The following is a 15,327-nucleotide window of genomic DNA, read 5'->3' on the forward strand; positions in this document are numbered from 1 at the left end:
AATTAATGGAAAAAAATTCAAACCTAAAAAGTATCATCTTAAATACCCTTGATTCCAACAAAGCTTTAGACATAGTCTCTATTAATCTTAAGAATAAAAGTTCAATGGCAGACTATATGATCATAGCTAGCGGAACATCCTCAAGGCATATTCAAGCTTTATCGGAACAAGTATTAGAAAAATTAAAAGCTAATGGTGTTGGAGGTTCCAAAATAGAAGGAAAAGAAAGTTCAGACTGGAAATTGGTTGATGGTATTGATTTGATTGTTCATATATTTAATCCTGAAAAGAGAAAATTTTATGAGCTTGAAAAAATATGGTCTGAGTTAATTCCCAAAGAAAAAGTAATGATATAAGTATGATTAAAAGATTCCTTCTTTTTTTTATTATCTGTTTATCTATTTTTGAAAAAAGTTTTTCTGAAAATTCTGATCTATATAAAAAAATAGATCTATTTGGTGAGGTCCTTGAAAAAATTAGCAAAGAATATGTTGATGAAGTTGATCAATCTAAAAGTATGGATGCTGCAATAAATGGATTATTACAATCTCTAGATCCCTATTCTGCATATATGACACCCGAAAGTTTTGAAGGTATGCAGACTGAGACAAGTGGAAAATTTGGTGGCCTTGGCATTGAGATTGGTATGGAAGCAGGAGTTGTAAAAGTAATTTCTCCTATTGATAATACTCCAGCCTCAAGAGCAGGAATAAAAGCAGGAGACTATATTGTAAAAATTAATGGAATGCAGGTGCAAGGTAAATCATTAATAGAAGCTGTTGATTTAATGAGAGGACTTGTTGGGACTAGTATTGAAATAACTGTTAGAAGACGAGGTGTTAAAAAATCTTTAATCTTCAATATTACAAGAGAAATTATTCAAGTTCAGTCAGTTAAATCTGAACTCATTGATAATATTGGATACATTAGGCTAACTTCTTTTAATGAAAATAGTAGTGAACAAATTAAAAATAAAGTTAATAAACTTAATAAAAATAAAGATTTAAAAGGATACATTTTAGATTTAAGAAATAACCCTGGTGGTTTGCTTTCTCAGGCAATTAAAATTTCAGATTTTTTTTTAGAAAATGGTGAGATTGTATCAACTAAAAGTCGAAGAGTTTCAGAGAACAGAAAGTGGTTTGCTAAAAGAGGTGATATAACAAACGGTAAAACATTAATTGTACTTATTAACTACGGATCTGCTTCAGCATCAGAAATAGTGGCAGGTGCATTAAAAGATCACAAAAGAGCTATTATACTTGGAGAAAATAGCTATGGAAAAGGTTCCGTTCAATCCATAATTCCATTAAAAAACAGAGGTGCCATTAGATTAACTATTGCAAAATATTATCTTCCTTCAGGAAAATCTATTTCTAAAGTAGGTGTAACACCCGATATAGAGGTAATGGAAGGTTTGGAAGACTTTAAATTTAATTCTGAAACAGACAACCAGTTAAACTTTGCTTTAAAATTGCTCAACGGATAAATGACAAATAGAAATAAGAATTTACCTCTTAGAAGTGGTGTTGGAATCGTTGTACTAAATAAAGATAATAAAGTATTTGTTGCAAAAAGAATAGATAATCAAAAAAATTTTTGGCAAATGCCTCAGGGTGGTGTTGTTATGGGAGAAGACTATTTAACTGCTGCTTACCGAGAATTAAAAGAAGAAACCAGTATCAAAAATGTAGAGCTTATTAAAGAGTTAGATGGACTAATCTCTTATGAGTTACCTAAAAATTTATTGGGTATTATTTGGAAAGGTAAATACAGAGGTCAGGAACAAAAATGGTTTGTAGTAAGATTTTTAGGACAAGATAGTGAAATTGATATTAAAACTAAAAATCCAGAGTTTTGTGAATGGAAGTGGATTGCTCTAGAAAATATAACTGACCTTGTTGTAGACTTTAAATTGCATGTATACAAAGATGTTAAGGAAAAAGTAAAAAAAATTCTTAGTTAAGAGTTTTTAGTACATCAATTTTTTGATCCACTAGATATTTGTTTTGGTCGGTAATTTCACTATTTCTTGAATATTCTTCTGCTTGTGCAAGCATCTCACTAATTTTGTCCTTCTCAATATCTTTAACATTAAAAATAGAGCTTGTTAACACTGATAAATTATTATTCTTAAATTCAACAATTCCATCTTCAACATAATAATTTTCTTCTCCAGATTTAGAAAGGATTTTAATAACACCTGGTTTTAGAAATGAAATAATTGAGATATGGTCTTTTAAAATTCCCATTTCTCCCTCAAAAGCAGGTACAACAACTTCTATTACATCCTCTTTTGAAAGAAAAGATTTTTCAGGGTTAACAATTTCTATTTTGAACTCTTCACTCATTATGCAGCTGCTTCCTTGGCCATTTTTTCTGCTTTTTCTACAGCCTCTTCAATCGTGCCCACCATATAAAATGCAGCTTCTGGTAAGTGATCATACTCACCATTACATATTGCAGCAAAACCTTTAATCGTAGATTCTAAATCTACTAATTTTCCTGGCGAACCAGTAAAGACTTCTGCAACAAAGAAAGGTTGTGACAAGAATCTTTGAATTCTTCTAGCTCTAGCTACTGTTAATTTATCTTCCTCAGATAATTCATCCATTCCTAAAATAGCAATAATATCTTGTAGTGATTTATAAGTTTGAAGAATTTTTTGCACTTCTCTGGCAACTCTGTAATGCTCATCTCCAACTATTCTAGGATCTAAAATTCTAGAAGTAGAATCTAGAGGATCTACTGCTGGATAAATTCCAATTTCAGCTATTTGTCTAGACAATACAGTTGTTGCATCTAGGTGAGCAAAAGATGTAGCAGGCGCTGGATCAGTTAAGTCATCTGCTGGTACATAAATCGCTTGTACAGATGTAATAGAACCTTTGTTAGTTGTTGTAATTCTTTCTTGAAGGTTACCCATATCTGTTGCAAGTGTAGGCTGATATCCAACAGCTGAAGGAATTCTTCCTAATAATGCAGAAACTTCTGAACCTGCTTGAGTAAATCTAAAAATGTTATCAACGAAAAATAATACATCTTGTCCTTCTTGGTCTCTAAAATATTCAGCTACAGTTAAACCTGTTAAGGCAACTCTTGCTCTAGCCCCTGGGGGTTCATTCATTTGACCATACACAAGTGCAGCTTTTGATCCTGGACCTTCTGGCTTAATAACGCCTGAATCTATCATTTCGTGATAAAGGTCATTTCCTTCTCTAGTTCTTTCTCCAACACCAGCAAACACAGAAAATCCACCATGAGCTTTTGCTACGTTGTTAATTAATTCCATAATAAGTACCGTCTTACCAACACCCGCACCTCCAAATAAACCAATTTTTCCTCCTTTGGCATATGGTGCTAATAGATCAACTACTTTAATTCCTGTAACTAGAATTTCTGTCTCTGTTGACTGATCACTAAATTCAGGTGCAGCTCTGTGAATTGGCCATTTCTCTTTTGTTTTAACTTCACCTTTTTCATCAATAGGTTCACCTATTACATTTATAATTCTTCCTAAAGTTTCTGGACCAACTGGAACTTGAATGGGAGCACCTGTTGCGGTTACTTCGTCTCCTCTTTTTAATCCTTCAGTGGCATCCATTGCAATTGTTCTAACACTTGATTCACCAAGGTGCTGAGCAACTTCTAAAACTAATCTGTTGTCTCCATTTTTACATTCTAATGCTGATAAAATTTCTGGTAATTCTCCATCAAATTTTACGTCTACTACTGCTCCAATGATCTGTGTGATTTTTCCTTTGCTCATAATTATAAACTTTCCGCTCCTGATATGATTTCAATTAGTTCTTTTGTAATAGCTGCTTGACGACTTCTATTATACTCAATAGTAAGCTTGTCAACCATTTCACCTGCGTTTCGAGTTGCACTATCCATTGCGCTCATTCTTGAACCCTGTTCGCTAGCTGAATTTTCTAACATTGCTTTAAAAATCTGGGTAGATATATTTTTAGGCAATAAATTGCTTAAAATTTCATCTTCATCTGGTTCAAATTCATAATTATCTTCAGAAGAATTTTCTTCTGCTTCAGATGTTTTTAAAGGAATTATTTGTTGTTCTTGAGGTATTTGAGTGATTACATTTTTAAATTTATTATAAAAAATTGTACACACGTCAAATTCTTCTTTTTCAAAGTTTTCAATTATCATTTTTCCTACTTTTTCAGCATCTAGATAATTGATAGTTTTTGAATCTTTAAAAGATATTCTCTCTACAATATCATCTTTATAAACTCTTTTTAATTGATCATATCCCTTAGATCCAACAGTTATAATCTTTAAAGTTTTTCCCTCATCAGATATTTTTTTAAAATATGCTTTAGCTTTTTTAATAATGTTTGTATTAAAACCACCACATAGACCACGGTCAGATGTTAACACAATACATAAATGTACCTTATCTTCACCTGTGCCAGAAAGGAGCTTAGGTGCATTTTCCTTATCAGAAATACCGCTAGATAAATTAAGAATAATGTTATTCATTTTTTCAGAATAAGGTCTCCCCTTTTCAGCATTTTCTTGTGCTCTTCTAAGTTTAGCAGCCGCAACCATTTTCATGGCTTTGGTAATTTTTTGTGTAGACTTTACACTCGCTATTCTTTTTTTTAAGTCGTCTAGTGTTGCCATATTTTAAGAATTAAAGTTCTTCTTAAGTTCCATGATAGTTTCAACTAATGATTTTTCAGTATCTTCTTCAAGCTTACCTGAGCTTAAAACAGATTCTAAAATTTCTGGTTTTTCAGATTTACATTTTTCAATAATCTTAGATTCGAACTCAGCAATATCTTTAAGTTCTACATCATCCAAATAACCTTTAACTCCACAGAAAACTGAAATTACTTGCTCAGCAACTGTCATAGGAGAATATTGTTTTTGTTTTAGAAGTTCAGTTAGCTTTGAACCTCTATTTAAAAGTTTTTGTGTTGATGCATCTAAATCAGATCCAAATTGTGCAAAAGCAGCCATTTCTCTATATTGAGCAAGCTCCAGCTTCATTGAACCAGAAACTTTTTTCATTGCTTTTGTTTGTGCTGCAGATCCAACTCTAGAAACTGATAGACCTACATTAATCGCTGGTCTAATTCCTTGGTTAAATAATTCTGTTTCAAGAAATATTTGACCATCTGTAATTGATATAACGTTAGTAGGAATAAAAGCAGATACGTCTCCACCTTGCGTTTCAATTATTGGAAGAGCGGTTAATGAACCTCCACCATGCTCATCACTAAGCTTGGCTGCTCTCTCAAGTAATCTGCTGTGTAAATAAAATACATCTCCTGGATAAGCTTCTCTTCCCGGAGGTCTTCTTAATAAAAGTGACATTTGTCTATAAGCTACAGCCTGTTTAGATAAATCATCATAAATGATTAATGCATGCATACCATTATCTCTATAGTATTCACCCATAGTACAGCCTGTATATGGTGCTAAAAACTGAAGTGGCGCTGCGTCTGAAGCAGTAGCAGCTACAATTGTTGTATATTCCATTGCACCAGCTTCTTCTAAAGTTTTTTGAATTTGTCTAACTGTAGATCTTTTTTGACCTATAGCGACATAGATACAATAAAGTTTTTGCTTCTCATTGCCAGATTCATTTATTTTTTTCTGGTTAATGATCGCATCAATAGCAACTGCAGTTTTTCCAGTTTGTCTATCCCCAATAATTAATTCACGCTGTCCTCTTCCAACTGGAACTAGACTGTCAATTGATTTTAAGCCTGTTTGCATTGGTTCACTAACAGATTGTCTTGGAATAATTCCAGGAGCTTTTACTTCAACTCTACTTCTTTTAGTTGCTTTATCTAAAGCACCTTTGCCATCAATTGGATTTCCTAATCCGTCAACAACTCTTCCTAATAATTCTTTTCCAACAGGTGTATCAACAATACTTCCTGTTCTTTTAACAACGTCACCTTCTTTAATTTTTCTATCGTCTCCGAAAATTACAACTCCAACATTTTCGCTTTCTAAGTTTAGAGCCATTCCTTTTGATCCATCAGAAAATTCTACCATCTCTCCAGCTTGAACATTATCTAATCCGTACACTCTAGCAATACCATCTCCTACTGACAAAACTTGACCAACTTCAGTCACTTCTGCTTTATCGCCAAATTTTTTAATTTGCTCTTTTAATATCTTTGTTACTTCTGATGGGTTTATATCCATTTATGCCTCTATCATCCTATTTTCGATTTGTTGTAATTTATTTTTAATGGAAGTGTCCACCATTGTGCTTCCGACTTGCACAATCAAACCCCCAATTAAACTTGCATCGTGTTTGTAGTTTAATTTTATTTTTGAACTAAAGTTTTTAGTCAATTCTTCTTTTATATTGTTAATTTCATTTTCAGTAAGGTTTTTTGCAGAAGTTAATTCTGCTTTTAATTCACCTCTTTTGACTGAACATGTCTCAACAAAGCTTTTTAGAATTTTATCCACATAAAAGAATCTTCTTTTAGATATTAGAAAGCTTAAAAATTTAGTTAATAATTCATTTATTTTATATTGTTCTGAAATTTTACTTAGAGCATTCAATTGGTCTTCTTTGTTATTCGTTGGATCCTTAATTAAAGATTTAAAATCTTCACTTGAAGCAATTAAATTAATAATTGAAGCAGAATGAACCTCGATCTCACTTAAATTATTAGCTTCTATTGCTAATTCATAAAGCGCCAGGGAATATCTGCCTGCTGATGTTTCGGAAAAACCTTTATTTTTGCTCAATTTATTGTTCCTTATAAATATTTGAAGATTTATTAAATTTCCGTTTTAATTAACATATGACCCTATTCTCTTCAAGTCACACATTGTCTAAAAGTGTTATTTTTTGACTGTTAATTGAAGTTTATTGGATCAACATCAACTGTTAGTTTCATTCCAGTGGAAAATTTAAATTTTTCAATGATTTTGGCTAGTGAATTCTGTACTTTTAGAGATTTTCTACCTCTGATCAAAAGTCTTACTCTGAACTTTCTTTTTAATCTAAATATAGGTGCATTCACAGGGCCGAGAACTTTACCTTCGACAGCACTTTCTATAAAAACTTTAAACTTATAAGCCTCTTTTTCAAGTTCTCTTTCATTGCTACCAGTAATTATTAAAGCAATAAATCTCTGAAATGGTGGAAGATTATTTTCTCTTCTAATTTCAAGTTCTTTATCTAAAAAAATATCAGGATCTTTATTTGTAATGTCTGTTATCATTTTGGTATCTAAATTATAAGTTTGAAAATAAACAGTTGCTGGCTTTCCTGTTCTTCCTGCTCTACCTGAAAGCTGGTGATATAACTGTAAATTCTTTTCTGCACCTCGTAAGTCATGACCTTGTGATGATAAATCGATATCAACAACAACAATACAATTTAAACTTGGAAAGTGGAATCCTTTAGAAATTAATTGAGTTCCAATTAAAATTTGAATTTTATTATCTATAATTTTTTCCAAAACATCTGCTGAACTTTTTTTATTCATTGTATCACTAGAAAATATAGTTGTTTCCTTGGTGGGAAAAATTTTTTTTACTTCTTCAGATATCCTTTCAACTCCAGGCCCACTAAAAATAAAATCACATTTTCCTTCTTTCGAGCAGTCCCTATTTAGTAAGGCTTTGTATCCACAATAGTGACATAATAAGTTTTGTTTGTTTTTGTGATAAACCAAATTTATTGAGCAATTTGGACATGAATAACTAGTAAAACATTTTTTACATAAGACATGGGGTGAAAATCCTCTTCTATTTAAAAAAAATAATACTTGATCTTTTTTTTCAAGATGAAATTTTACTTTCTCAATTGTTTCTTTTGATATCCAAGATTGAGATTCTAAATTTGAATTATTAAGATTAATTATTTCATATTTTGGTAAAGATGCATTTAAATATCTTTGATCAAGTTTTGATAAACTATATTTGCCTTTTTTAATATTGTCATAAGTTTCAATAGAGGGGATGGCTGTTATTAAATTGATTGGAATATTTTCGAAAGATGCTCTAGAAATTGCCATGTCTCTCGCATTATAAGTTACTCCCTCATCTTGTTTATAAGATTGATCATGTTCTTCATCAACAATGATTAATCCTAGTTTTTTAAAAGGTAAAAACAATGAGGACCGAGCACCAATTACAACTTTAATTTTATCATTTGCTATTCCGCTCCAAATAATTTCTTTATTTTTTTTTGTAATACCTGAGTGCCACACAGCAGGCTTGAATCCAAAAAATTCTATAAATTTATTTTGAAATTGTCCTGTTAATCCAATTTCTGGCAGTAGAATTAACCCCTGAAAACCCTTATTTATTATCTCTTTTAAAGCCTCAAAATAAACCATCGTTTTACCAGACCCTGTAGTGCCTTGTAAAACATGAACTCTAAATTTTTGATTTAATACATTCATTTTTTTTAATGAATCTTTTTGCTCTTTAGAAAGTTTTATTTCATTCTCTTTGATATCAATTTTGAATGGCTCATAAGCTTCAATTGATAACTTTTCTATAGCACCACTGCTTAGTAATAATAACTTTAATGCCATACCTTTAGATGTCATATTGTATTCAGAAAACCAATTTAAGAATTTAATTGTATTTTTCTTTAGTGATGGAACATCTAATTTTCTTAAAACTGTTTTAATTGCAAAATTTTTATTTGTTTTTTTTTCAAAGTCATCCCACACAACTCCCGTCACCTCTGACTTTCCAAAGGGTACCACCACATAGTCCCCAACTTTTAAAGTTAAATCAGAATTGTATGTAAAGGGATGATTAAAAATATTTGGTATAAGAATCGGTACTTTCATATCTTTATAATATGAAAATATTTTAAGAGTGTATTGCTCTTTTATCTACTGATAAAGCTGCTTCTTTTACCGCTTCTGAGAATGTTGGATGTGCATGACACGTTCTTGCAATATCTTCAGCACTTGCACCAAACTCCATTGCAACTCCAATTTCACCAATTAATTCACCTGCGTGAGGTCCTATAATATGTGCTCCTAAAACTTTATCTGTTTTTTCATCAGCTAAAATTTTAACAAAACCTTCTGCTTCATCAATTGCTTTAGCTCTTGAGTTTGCCATAAACGAAAATCTACCAATTTTGTATTTTATGTTTTCTTCTTTTAATTGCTCTTCAGTTTTTCCAACTGAAGCAACTTCTGGAGTTGTATAAACCACTCCTGGAATAATATCATAATTTACATGCCCTGATTGTCCTGCTATATTTTCTGCAACTGCAATACCTTCATCTTCAGCTTTGTGTGCTAACATTGGTCCATCTATTACATCACCAATTGCATAAACATTACTTACATTTGTTTGAAAACTTTTGTTTGTTATAATTCTTTTCTTTTCATCCAATTCAACACCAATTGCTTCTAAATTCAAATTGTTAGTGTTAGGTTTTCTGCCTACAGATATAAGAACAACATCACAATCAAAATTAATTTTTTTTCCATCTTTGTCAGATGTTGAAACACTAGCTCCATTGATGTTTTTAGTAATTCCCTCTACTTTAGTTTGCATATGAAAGTTAATTCCTTGTTTCTTTAAAATTTTCATAAATTCTGAGGATATTTCTCTATCCATTCCTGGAGTAATATGATCAAGAAATTCTACCACATGAACTTCAGCGCCTAATCTAGACCAAACAGATCCCATCTCTAATCCTATATAACCTCCACCAACTACAACCATTTTTTTTGGAACCGATTGCAGAGTTAATGCACCTGTTGAAGATACAATTATTTTTTCATCAAATTCCATTCCTGGCAATTCTATTGGTACAGATCCTGTGCTAATTATCGTTTTATCTGCTTCAATTATGGTTTCTTTTTTTTGATCATCTAATATTGAGATTTTATTTGCAGATTTAAAGCTTCCAGTACCCTTAAAATAAGTGACTTTATTTTTCTTAAATAAAAATTCTACACCTTTAGTTAATATTGTTACTGCTTTATCCTTATTTTGCATCATTTTTTGAAGATTAAGTTTTACCTCACCCACTTCTATGCCAAGTTTAGAAAAATTTTGCGCCTTATGATAATTTTCAGAAATATTTAATAAATTTTTAGAAGGTATGCACCCAACATTTAAACAAGTTCCACCTAATGAACCTCTTGATTCTATACATGCTGTTTTAAGTCCCAATTGTGCCAATCTTATTGCGCAGACATAACCTCCTGGACCACCACCTATTACAACTGCTTGAAATTTATCTGACATTTAAATATTTAAAAACAACCTTCTTGGATCCTCTAAGTTTTCTTTAACCATTTTTAAGAACGATACTGACTCTTTTCCATCTATAATTCTGTGATCATAAGACAAGGCAAGATACATAATAGGTCTAATCTTAATCTCACCATCAACTACCATTGGTCTCTCAACTATATTGTGCATACCTAACACACCAGATTGAGGTAAATTTAATATTGGAGTAGATAACATTGAGCCATAAACTCCACCATTACTAATTGTAAAGGTTCCACCTTGAAGGTCTTCTATGGTTATTTTTCCATCTCTAGCTTTTTCAGAAATAGTTTTAATATTTTTTTCGATATCAGCAAATGATAATTGATCAGCATCTCTTAATACTGGTACTACTAATCCTTTTTCAGTTCCTACTGCAAAGCTTATATTGTAATAATTTTTATAAATAATTTCATCTCCATCAATTTCAGCATTAACCGATGGATACATTTTTAGTGCAGCAACACATGCTTTTACAAAAAATGACATAAACCCTAATTTAATTCCATACCTACTTTGGAAATCTTCCTGGTTCTCTTTTCTCATTTTCATTATGCCAGTCATATCAACTTCATTAAAGGTTGTTAATAATGCAGCATTTTCTTGTGCTTGTTTTAATCTTTTTGCAATTGTCTGTCTAAGCCTAGACATTTTAATTCTCTCTTCTTGACCATATTTAATTTTTCTTTCTGATGGCTGTGGGTTCTCTCCCATCATATTAATTAGGTCACCTTTAAGAATTCTACCCTCTTTTCCAGAGCCACTAACTTTTTTTAAATCAATTTTATTTTCAACTACCATTTTTCTTACGGCTGGTGAAAGTATTTCATTATTTTTATTTGAAGAATCAGTTTTCTCTTCTTTAACCTCATTGGTTAATATTAAAGGTTCTTCCTTTTCAGGTCCTTTAAAAACTTTAGGAACTTCTTTTTTAATTTCTAAATTGACTACATTATTTTCAGTTTTTTTAGGTTCAATTTTTGTAATTATTTTTTTTTCAGATGGTTGAGTTCCATTTTTACTTATTGAACCAAGTAAGGCTCCAACTTCAACTGTCTCTCCATCTTTTGAATTTATTTCAGATAAAACTCCATCTATGGGAGATGGAACTTCTAAATTAACTTTATCAGTTTCTAGCTCTACAATTGCCTCATCAGCTGCAACTGTATCACCCTCTTGCTTAAGCCACTTAGCGACTGTCGCCTCAGTAATACTTTCTCCTAGAACTGGTACTAAAATTTTTTCACTCATTTTTATTCAAAAACCTTGTTAATAATTTCTTTCTGTTGTGAAATATGCCTTTTTGCAAACCCTGTTGCAGGAGATGCGTCTGGACTTCTTCCTATATAAGAAATTTCCTCATTATTAGCGTTAATAGTTTCTAATGTCCATTGTATATAATCCCTTACAGAAAACCATGCTCCCATATTTTTTGGTTCTTCCTGGCACCAATAAAATTTAGCATTTTTTGCGTACTTTTTGATTTCTTTAACTAAACTTTTAACTGGAAAAGGATAAAGTTGTTCAACTCTGTACAATACTACATCATCCTTTTTCAATTTCTCTCTAGCGTCTAACAGATCAAAATAAACCTTTCCCGAACATAGAATTACTTTTTTAATTTTTGAGCTTTCTTTTAATTTTATAAATCCATTCTCTTCATCTAGTGCATGATCCCATAAAATTCTGTGGAAAAATGTATCTTTATCAAAGTCTTCTATGTTTGAAACACAATGCTTGTTTCTTAATAAAGATTTTGGAGTCATTATTATTAATGGTTTTCTAAATTCTCTATGCATTTGACGTCTTAAAGCATGAAAGTAGTTTGCTGGTGTTGTACAATTTACTACCTGCATATTATCATTAGCACATAGTTGTAAAAACCTTTCTAGTCTTGCTGAAGAGTGCTCTGGTCCTTGACCTTCATAACCATGAGGCAGAAGCATTACTAACCCAGATGCCCTTGTCCATTTTCTCTCTCCAGATGCAATAAATTGATCTATTACTACTTGTGCGCCATTTGCAAAATCACCAAATTGTGCTTCCCACATTGTTAATGTGTTTGGCTGAACTAAACTATAACCATATTCAAAACCTAAAACTGCTAATTCTGATAAAAAACTATCTACTATTTCATATCGTTTTTGAACTTTTGAAATATTATTTAGTGGAACATATCTGGAGTTATCTTCTTGATTTCTTAAAACTGAGTGTCTTTGACTAAACGTTCCTCTTCCTGAATCTTGTCCAACTAATCTCACTGGATAACCTTCTTCTAATAATGAGCCAAATGCCAAAGCTTCGGCTGTTGACCAATCTATACTTTTGCCATCTGATACTGATGCTCTTCTAGTATTTAAAATTTTAATTATAGTTTTGTGTAAATTTAATTTCTCTGGTGTTGAATTAATCTTTTCTGAAATTTCCAAAAGTTTTTTCTGGTCAAAACCACTTACACCCCTTTTATCTTTTCCTTTTTCTGGTTTATATCTTGACCAACTTCCCTCATACCATTCAATTTTTGGCTTATAATCTTTTGCATTTTTATATTGATCATCTAGTAAATTTTTAAAGTCTGTTTTAAAATTTTTAAGCTCATCTTCTGAAAGTGTATTTTCATTTACTAATTTACTTCCATACACTTCTACTGGTGTAGGGTGTGATCTAATTTTTTTATACATTAATGGCTGAGTAAATGAAGGTTCGTCTCCTTCATTATGGCCAAACCTTCTGTAACAGATTATATCAACCACAACATCTCTGTTAAACTTTAGTCTAAATTCTGTGGCAATTCTTGTAGCATAAACAACTGCTTCTGGATCATCACCGTTTACATGAAGTATTGGGGCATCTACCATTTTTGCAACATCTGATGGGTATGGTGATGATCTTGCAAACCTTGGGCTTGTAGTAAAACCTATTTGATTATTAACAATAAAATGAATTGTTCCACCTGTATTATGGCCTGGCAAACCCGACATTGCAAAACATTCAGCCACAACACCTTGTCCAGCAAAAGCAGCATCTCCATGAATCAGAATTGGTATTACTTTATTTCTTTCTTTATCTTCATGAAAAAATTGTTTTCCTCTAGTCTGTCCTAATACAACAGGATTAACTGCTTCTAAGTGTGAGGGGTTATCTGTAAGACCAACATGTATAGAATTTCCATCAAATTTTCTATCCGATGATGCTCCTAAATGGTATTTTACGTCTCCCGCTCCTTCTTCTCCTGTTGTTTCAACGTCTCCTGCAAATTCATTGAATATTCTTTTGTATGATTTTTGTAAAACGTTTGCTAGCACATTGAGCCTACCTCTGTGAGACATTCCAATTTTAACTTCTTTAGCTTCTGATTGACCAGCAATTTTAATAATTTGTTCTAAAGCAGGGATTAAGCTTTCTCCACCATCTAGCCCAAATCTTTTTGTACCAACATATTTTGTATGTAAAAATTTTTCAAATCCTTCAGCTTGAATAAGTTTATTCAAAATAGCTTCTTTACCATTCTTTGTAAATTGAAGAGAATTCTCATCCTGTTCAATTCTATCTCTAAGCCATTTTCTTTCAGTTGGATTTGATATATGCATATATTCATAACCAATTGGCCCACAATAAGTTTTATTTAAAAAACTTAATATTTCTTTTACGGTGGAGTGCTCTTTATTTATTACACTGTCTAAATAAATTTTCTCGTTATAATTTTCTTTTTTGAACCCATAATATTCAGGATGTAATTCATCTAAATACTCTGTCTTCATCATTCCAAGTGGGTCAAGCTTTGCTAATAAATGTCCTCTTTGCCTATATGCTCTAATTAAAGCAACGGCTCTAATTGAGTTGAGATTACTTTTAATTAAATCTTTTGAATTAACTTTTGTATCATCACTTCCATTAGTAAGTTTTTTTTCACTTTCTTTGATCTTTTTTTCAATTTCATCAATATCAATTTTTTTTTTTACACCCCATGATGGACCATTAATTTCCTTGGCGATCATACTTAAATCTTCACTCATACCCTCAAAATAACTTTGCCAACTTTCAGGAAGATCTTTGTCTTTATTGATAAATTTTAAATACATTTGTTCTATAAATGCACTGTTAGATTTACTAAGAAATGAAGTTTTTTCGAATTCGAGATTTTTTGATGATGACATCTATTCTATTGATATAATATCAGATAAATAATTTTCAATTAGATAATTTATTAAATAACGTTTTGCCTAGTTCAGATGGTGATTTTGCAATTGTAATTCCACATTCTTCCATTTTTTTAATCTTATCTTCTGCTCCACCCTTACCACCTGAAATAATAGCTCCTGCATGCCCCATAGTTCTTCCAGGGGGGGCTGTTATTCCAGCAACAAATCCAACCATAGGTTTTTTTATTTTATGGTTTTTAACAAATTCAGCCGCTTCTTCTTCTGCAGAACCACCAATTTCACCTATCATAAGAATAGATTCTGTCTCACCATCATTTAAAAATAAATCTAAACAATCAATAAAATTTGTTCCATTTATTGGATCTCCACCAATTCCTATACAAGTAGATTGTCCTAATCCATTTTCAGTTGTTTGCGCAACCGCTTCATAAGTTAAAGTTCCTGATCTTGAAACAATTCCCACCGAGCCTTTTTTGTGGATATTTCCAGGCATAATCCCAATTTTACATTCATCAGGAGTAATTATTCCTGGACAGTTAGGTCCTATCAATCTGCTTTTTGAACTATTTAGCTTTTGTTTAACACGAAGCATATCTTGAATTGGTATACCTTCAGTAATACAAACTATAAGCTCAATAGATGCATCAATAGCTTCTATTATAGCTGCTGCTGCAAATTTTGCTGGCACATAAATCATAGTTGCATCAGCACCTACTTCATTTTTTGCTTCAGCCACAGTATTAAATACTGGACGTTCAAGATGTTTTTGTCCTCCTTTTTTAGGAGTAACCCCACCTACAAGATTAGTTCCATATTTTAATGCTTGTTCTGAATGAAAAGTACCATGTGCACCTGTGAAACCTTGGCATATAACTTTTGTATTTTTATTAATTAAAACTGACAT

Annotated in this window: 13 protein-coding genes; 3 read left to right on the forward strand and 10 right to left on the reverse strand. The window is 31.7% G+C overall.

The window, feature by feature from the left end:
- Positions 1 to 5: 5 nt before the first annotated feature.
- The 3 genes from rsfS to AC5YGA_RS06015 are packed head-to-tail and all read left to right on the forward strand — an operon-like array spanning position 6 to position 1,966.
- A complete protein-coding gene (gene rsfS / locus AC5YGA_RS06005) occupies positions 6 to 356 on the forward strand; it encodes a ribosome silencing factor (protein WP_415308219.1) in 351 nt (116 codons plus the stop codon).
- 2 nt (positions 357 to 358) lie between these two features.
- On the forward strand, positions 359 to 1,489 hold the full coding sequence (locus tag AC5YGA_RS06010; protein ID WP_415308220.1) for a S41 family peptidase: 1,131 nt from the start codon (positions 359 to 361) through the stop codon (positions 1,487 to 1,489).
- A complete protein-coding gene (locus AC5YGA_RS06015) occupies positions 1,490 to 1,966 on the forward strand; it encodes an RNA pyrophosphohydrolase (protein WP_415308221.1) in 477 nt (158 codons plus the stop codon).
- Here AC5YGA_RS06015 and atpC read toward each other — a convergent pair.
- The 10 genes from atpC to sucD all read right to left on the reverse strand — a co-directional run bounded on the left by atpC (position 1,959) and on the right by sucD (position 15,327).
- Positions 1,959 to 2,351, reverse strand: coding sequence for an ATP synthase F1 subunit epsilon (atpC, locus tag AC5YGA_RS06020; protein WP_415308222.1), 393 nt, complete (start codon positions 2,349 to 2,351; stop codon positions 1,959 to 1,961). The genes AC5YGA_RS06015 and atpC overlap by 8 nt on opposite strands.
- Positions 2,351 to 3,769, reverse strand: coding sequence for a F0F1 ATP synthase subunit beta (atpD, locus tag AC5YGA_RS06025; protein WP_415308223.1), 1,419 nt, complete (start codon positions 3,767 to 3,769; stop codon positions 2,351 to 2,353). Before atpD ends, atpC begins: the two co-directional genes overlap by 1 nt.
- Positions 3,770 to 3,771: 2 nt before the next feature.
- Positions 3,772 to 4,647: a F0F1 ATP synthase subunit gamma gene (locus AC5YGA_RS06030; RefSeq protein WP_415278149.1), complete on the reverse strand. Its 876-nt coding sequence runs from the start codon at positions 4,645 to 4,647 to the stop codon at positions 3,772 to 3,774.
- 3 nt (positions 4,648 to 4,650) lie between these two features.
- Positions 4,651 to 6,186, reverse strand: a complete 1,536-nt coding sequence (gene atpA / locus AC5YGA_RS06035; RefSeq protein WP_415308224.1) for a F0F1 ATP synthase subunit alpha — start codon at positions 6,184 to 6,186, stop codon at positions 4,651 to 4,653.
- The gene (gene atpH / locus AC5YGA_RS06040) at positions 6,187 to 6,744 is read right to left on the reverse strand and encodes an ATP synthase F1 subunit delta (RefSeq protein WP_415308225.1); all 558 of its coding nucleotides are present in this window, start codon (positions 6,742 to 6,744) and stop codon (positions 6,187 to 6,189) included.
- 110 nt (positions 6,745 to 6,854) lie between these two features.
- Positions 6,855 to 8,810: a replication restart helicase PriA gene (priA, locus tag AC5YGA_RS06045; protein ID WP_415308226.1), complete on the reverse strand. Its 1,956-nt coding sequence runs from the start codon at positions 8,808 to 8,810 to the stop codon at positions 6,855 to 6,857.
- A 22-nt stretch (positions 8,811 to 8,832) separates the two neighbouring features.
- The gene (gene lpdA, locus AC5YGA_RS06050) at positions 8,833 to 10,233 is read right to left on the reverse strand and encodes a dihydrolipoyl dehydrogenase (protein WP_415308227.1); all 1,401 of its coding nucleotides are present in this window, start codon (positions 10,231 to 10,233) and stop codon (positions 8,833 to 8,835) included.
- Positions 10,234 to 11,511, reverse strand: a complete 1,278-nt coding sequence (odhB, locus tag AC5YGA_RS06055; RefSeq protein ID WP_415308228.1) for a 2-oxoglutarate dehydrogenase complex dihydrolipoyllysine-residue succinyltransferase — start codon at positions 11,509 to 11,511, stop codon at positions 10,234 to 10,236.
- Positions 11,512 to 11,513: 2 nt separating this feature from the next.
- Positions 11,514 to 14,417 (reverse strand): 2-oxoglutarate dehydrogenase E1 component, encoded by a 2,904-nt coding sequence (locus AC5YGA_RS06060; RefSeq protein WP_415308229.1) that lies wholly within the window; start codon positions 14,415 to 14,417, stop codon positions 11,514 to 11,516.
- Positions 14,418 to 14,451: 34 nt separating this feature from the next.
- On the reverse strand, positions 14,452 to 15,327 hold the full coding sequence (sucD, locus tag AC5YGA_RS06065; RefSeq protein ID WP_415308230.1) for a succinate--CoA ligase subunit alpha: 876 nt from the start codon (positions 15,325 to 15,327) through the stop codon (positions 14,452 to 14,454).

The organism is Candidatus Pelagibacter sp. uisw_091 (assembly GCF_059512525.1).

Excerpts from the sequence above, each read along its gene's own strand:
- rsfS (WP_415308219.1), top strand. The coding sequence starts at position 6 with ATGGAAAAAAATTCAAACCTAAAAAGTATCATCTTAAATACCCTTGAT.
- AC5YGA_RS06010 (WP_415308220.1), top strand. The coding sequence starts at position 359 with ATGATTAAAAGATTCCTTCTTTTTTTTATTATCTGTTTATCTATTTTT.
- AC5YGA_RS06015 (WP_415308221.1), top strand. The coding sequence starts at position 1,490 with ATGACAAATAGAAATAAGAATTTACCTCTTAGAAGTGGTGTTGGAATC.
- atpC (WP_415308222.1), bottom strand. The coding sequence starts at position 2,351 with ATGAGTGAAGAGTTCAAAATAGAAATTGTTAACCCTGAAAAATCTTTT.
- atpD (WP_415308223.1), bottom strand. The coding sequence starts at position 3,769 with ATGAGCAAAGGAAAAATCACACAGATCATTGGAGCAGTAGTAGACGTA.
- AC5YGA_RS06030 (WP_415278149.1), bottom strand. The coding sequence starts at position 4,647 with ATGGCAACACTAGACGACTTAAAAAAAAGAATAGCGAGTGTAAAGTCT.
- atpA (WP_415308224.1), bottom strand. The coding sequence starts at position 6,186 with ATGGATATAAACCCATCAGAAGTAACAAAGATATTAAAAGAGCAAATT.
- priA (WP_415308226.1), bottom strand. The coding sequence starts at position 8,810 with ATGAAAGTACCGATTCTTATACCAAATATTTTTAATCATCCCTTTACA.
- lpdA (WP_415308227.1), bottom strand. The coding sequence starts at position 10,233 with ATGTCAGATAAATTTCAAGCAGTTGTAATAGGTGGTGGTCCAGGAGGT.
- odhB (WP_415308228.1), bottom strand. The coding sequence starts at position 11,511 with ATGAGTGAAAAAATTTTAGTACCAGTTCTAGGAGAAAGTATTACTGAG.
- AC5YGA_RS06060 (WP_415308229.1), bottom strand. The coding sequence starts at position 14,417 with ATGTCATCATCAAAAAATCTCGAATTCGAAAAAACTTCATTTCTTAGT.
- sucD (WP_415308230.1), bottom strand. The coding sequence starts at position 15,327 with ATGTCAGTTTTAATTAATAAAAATACAAAAGTTATATGCCAAGGTTTC.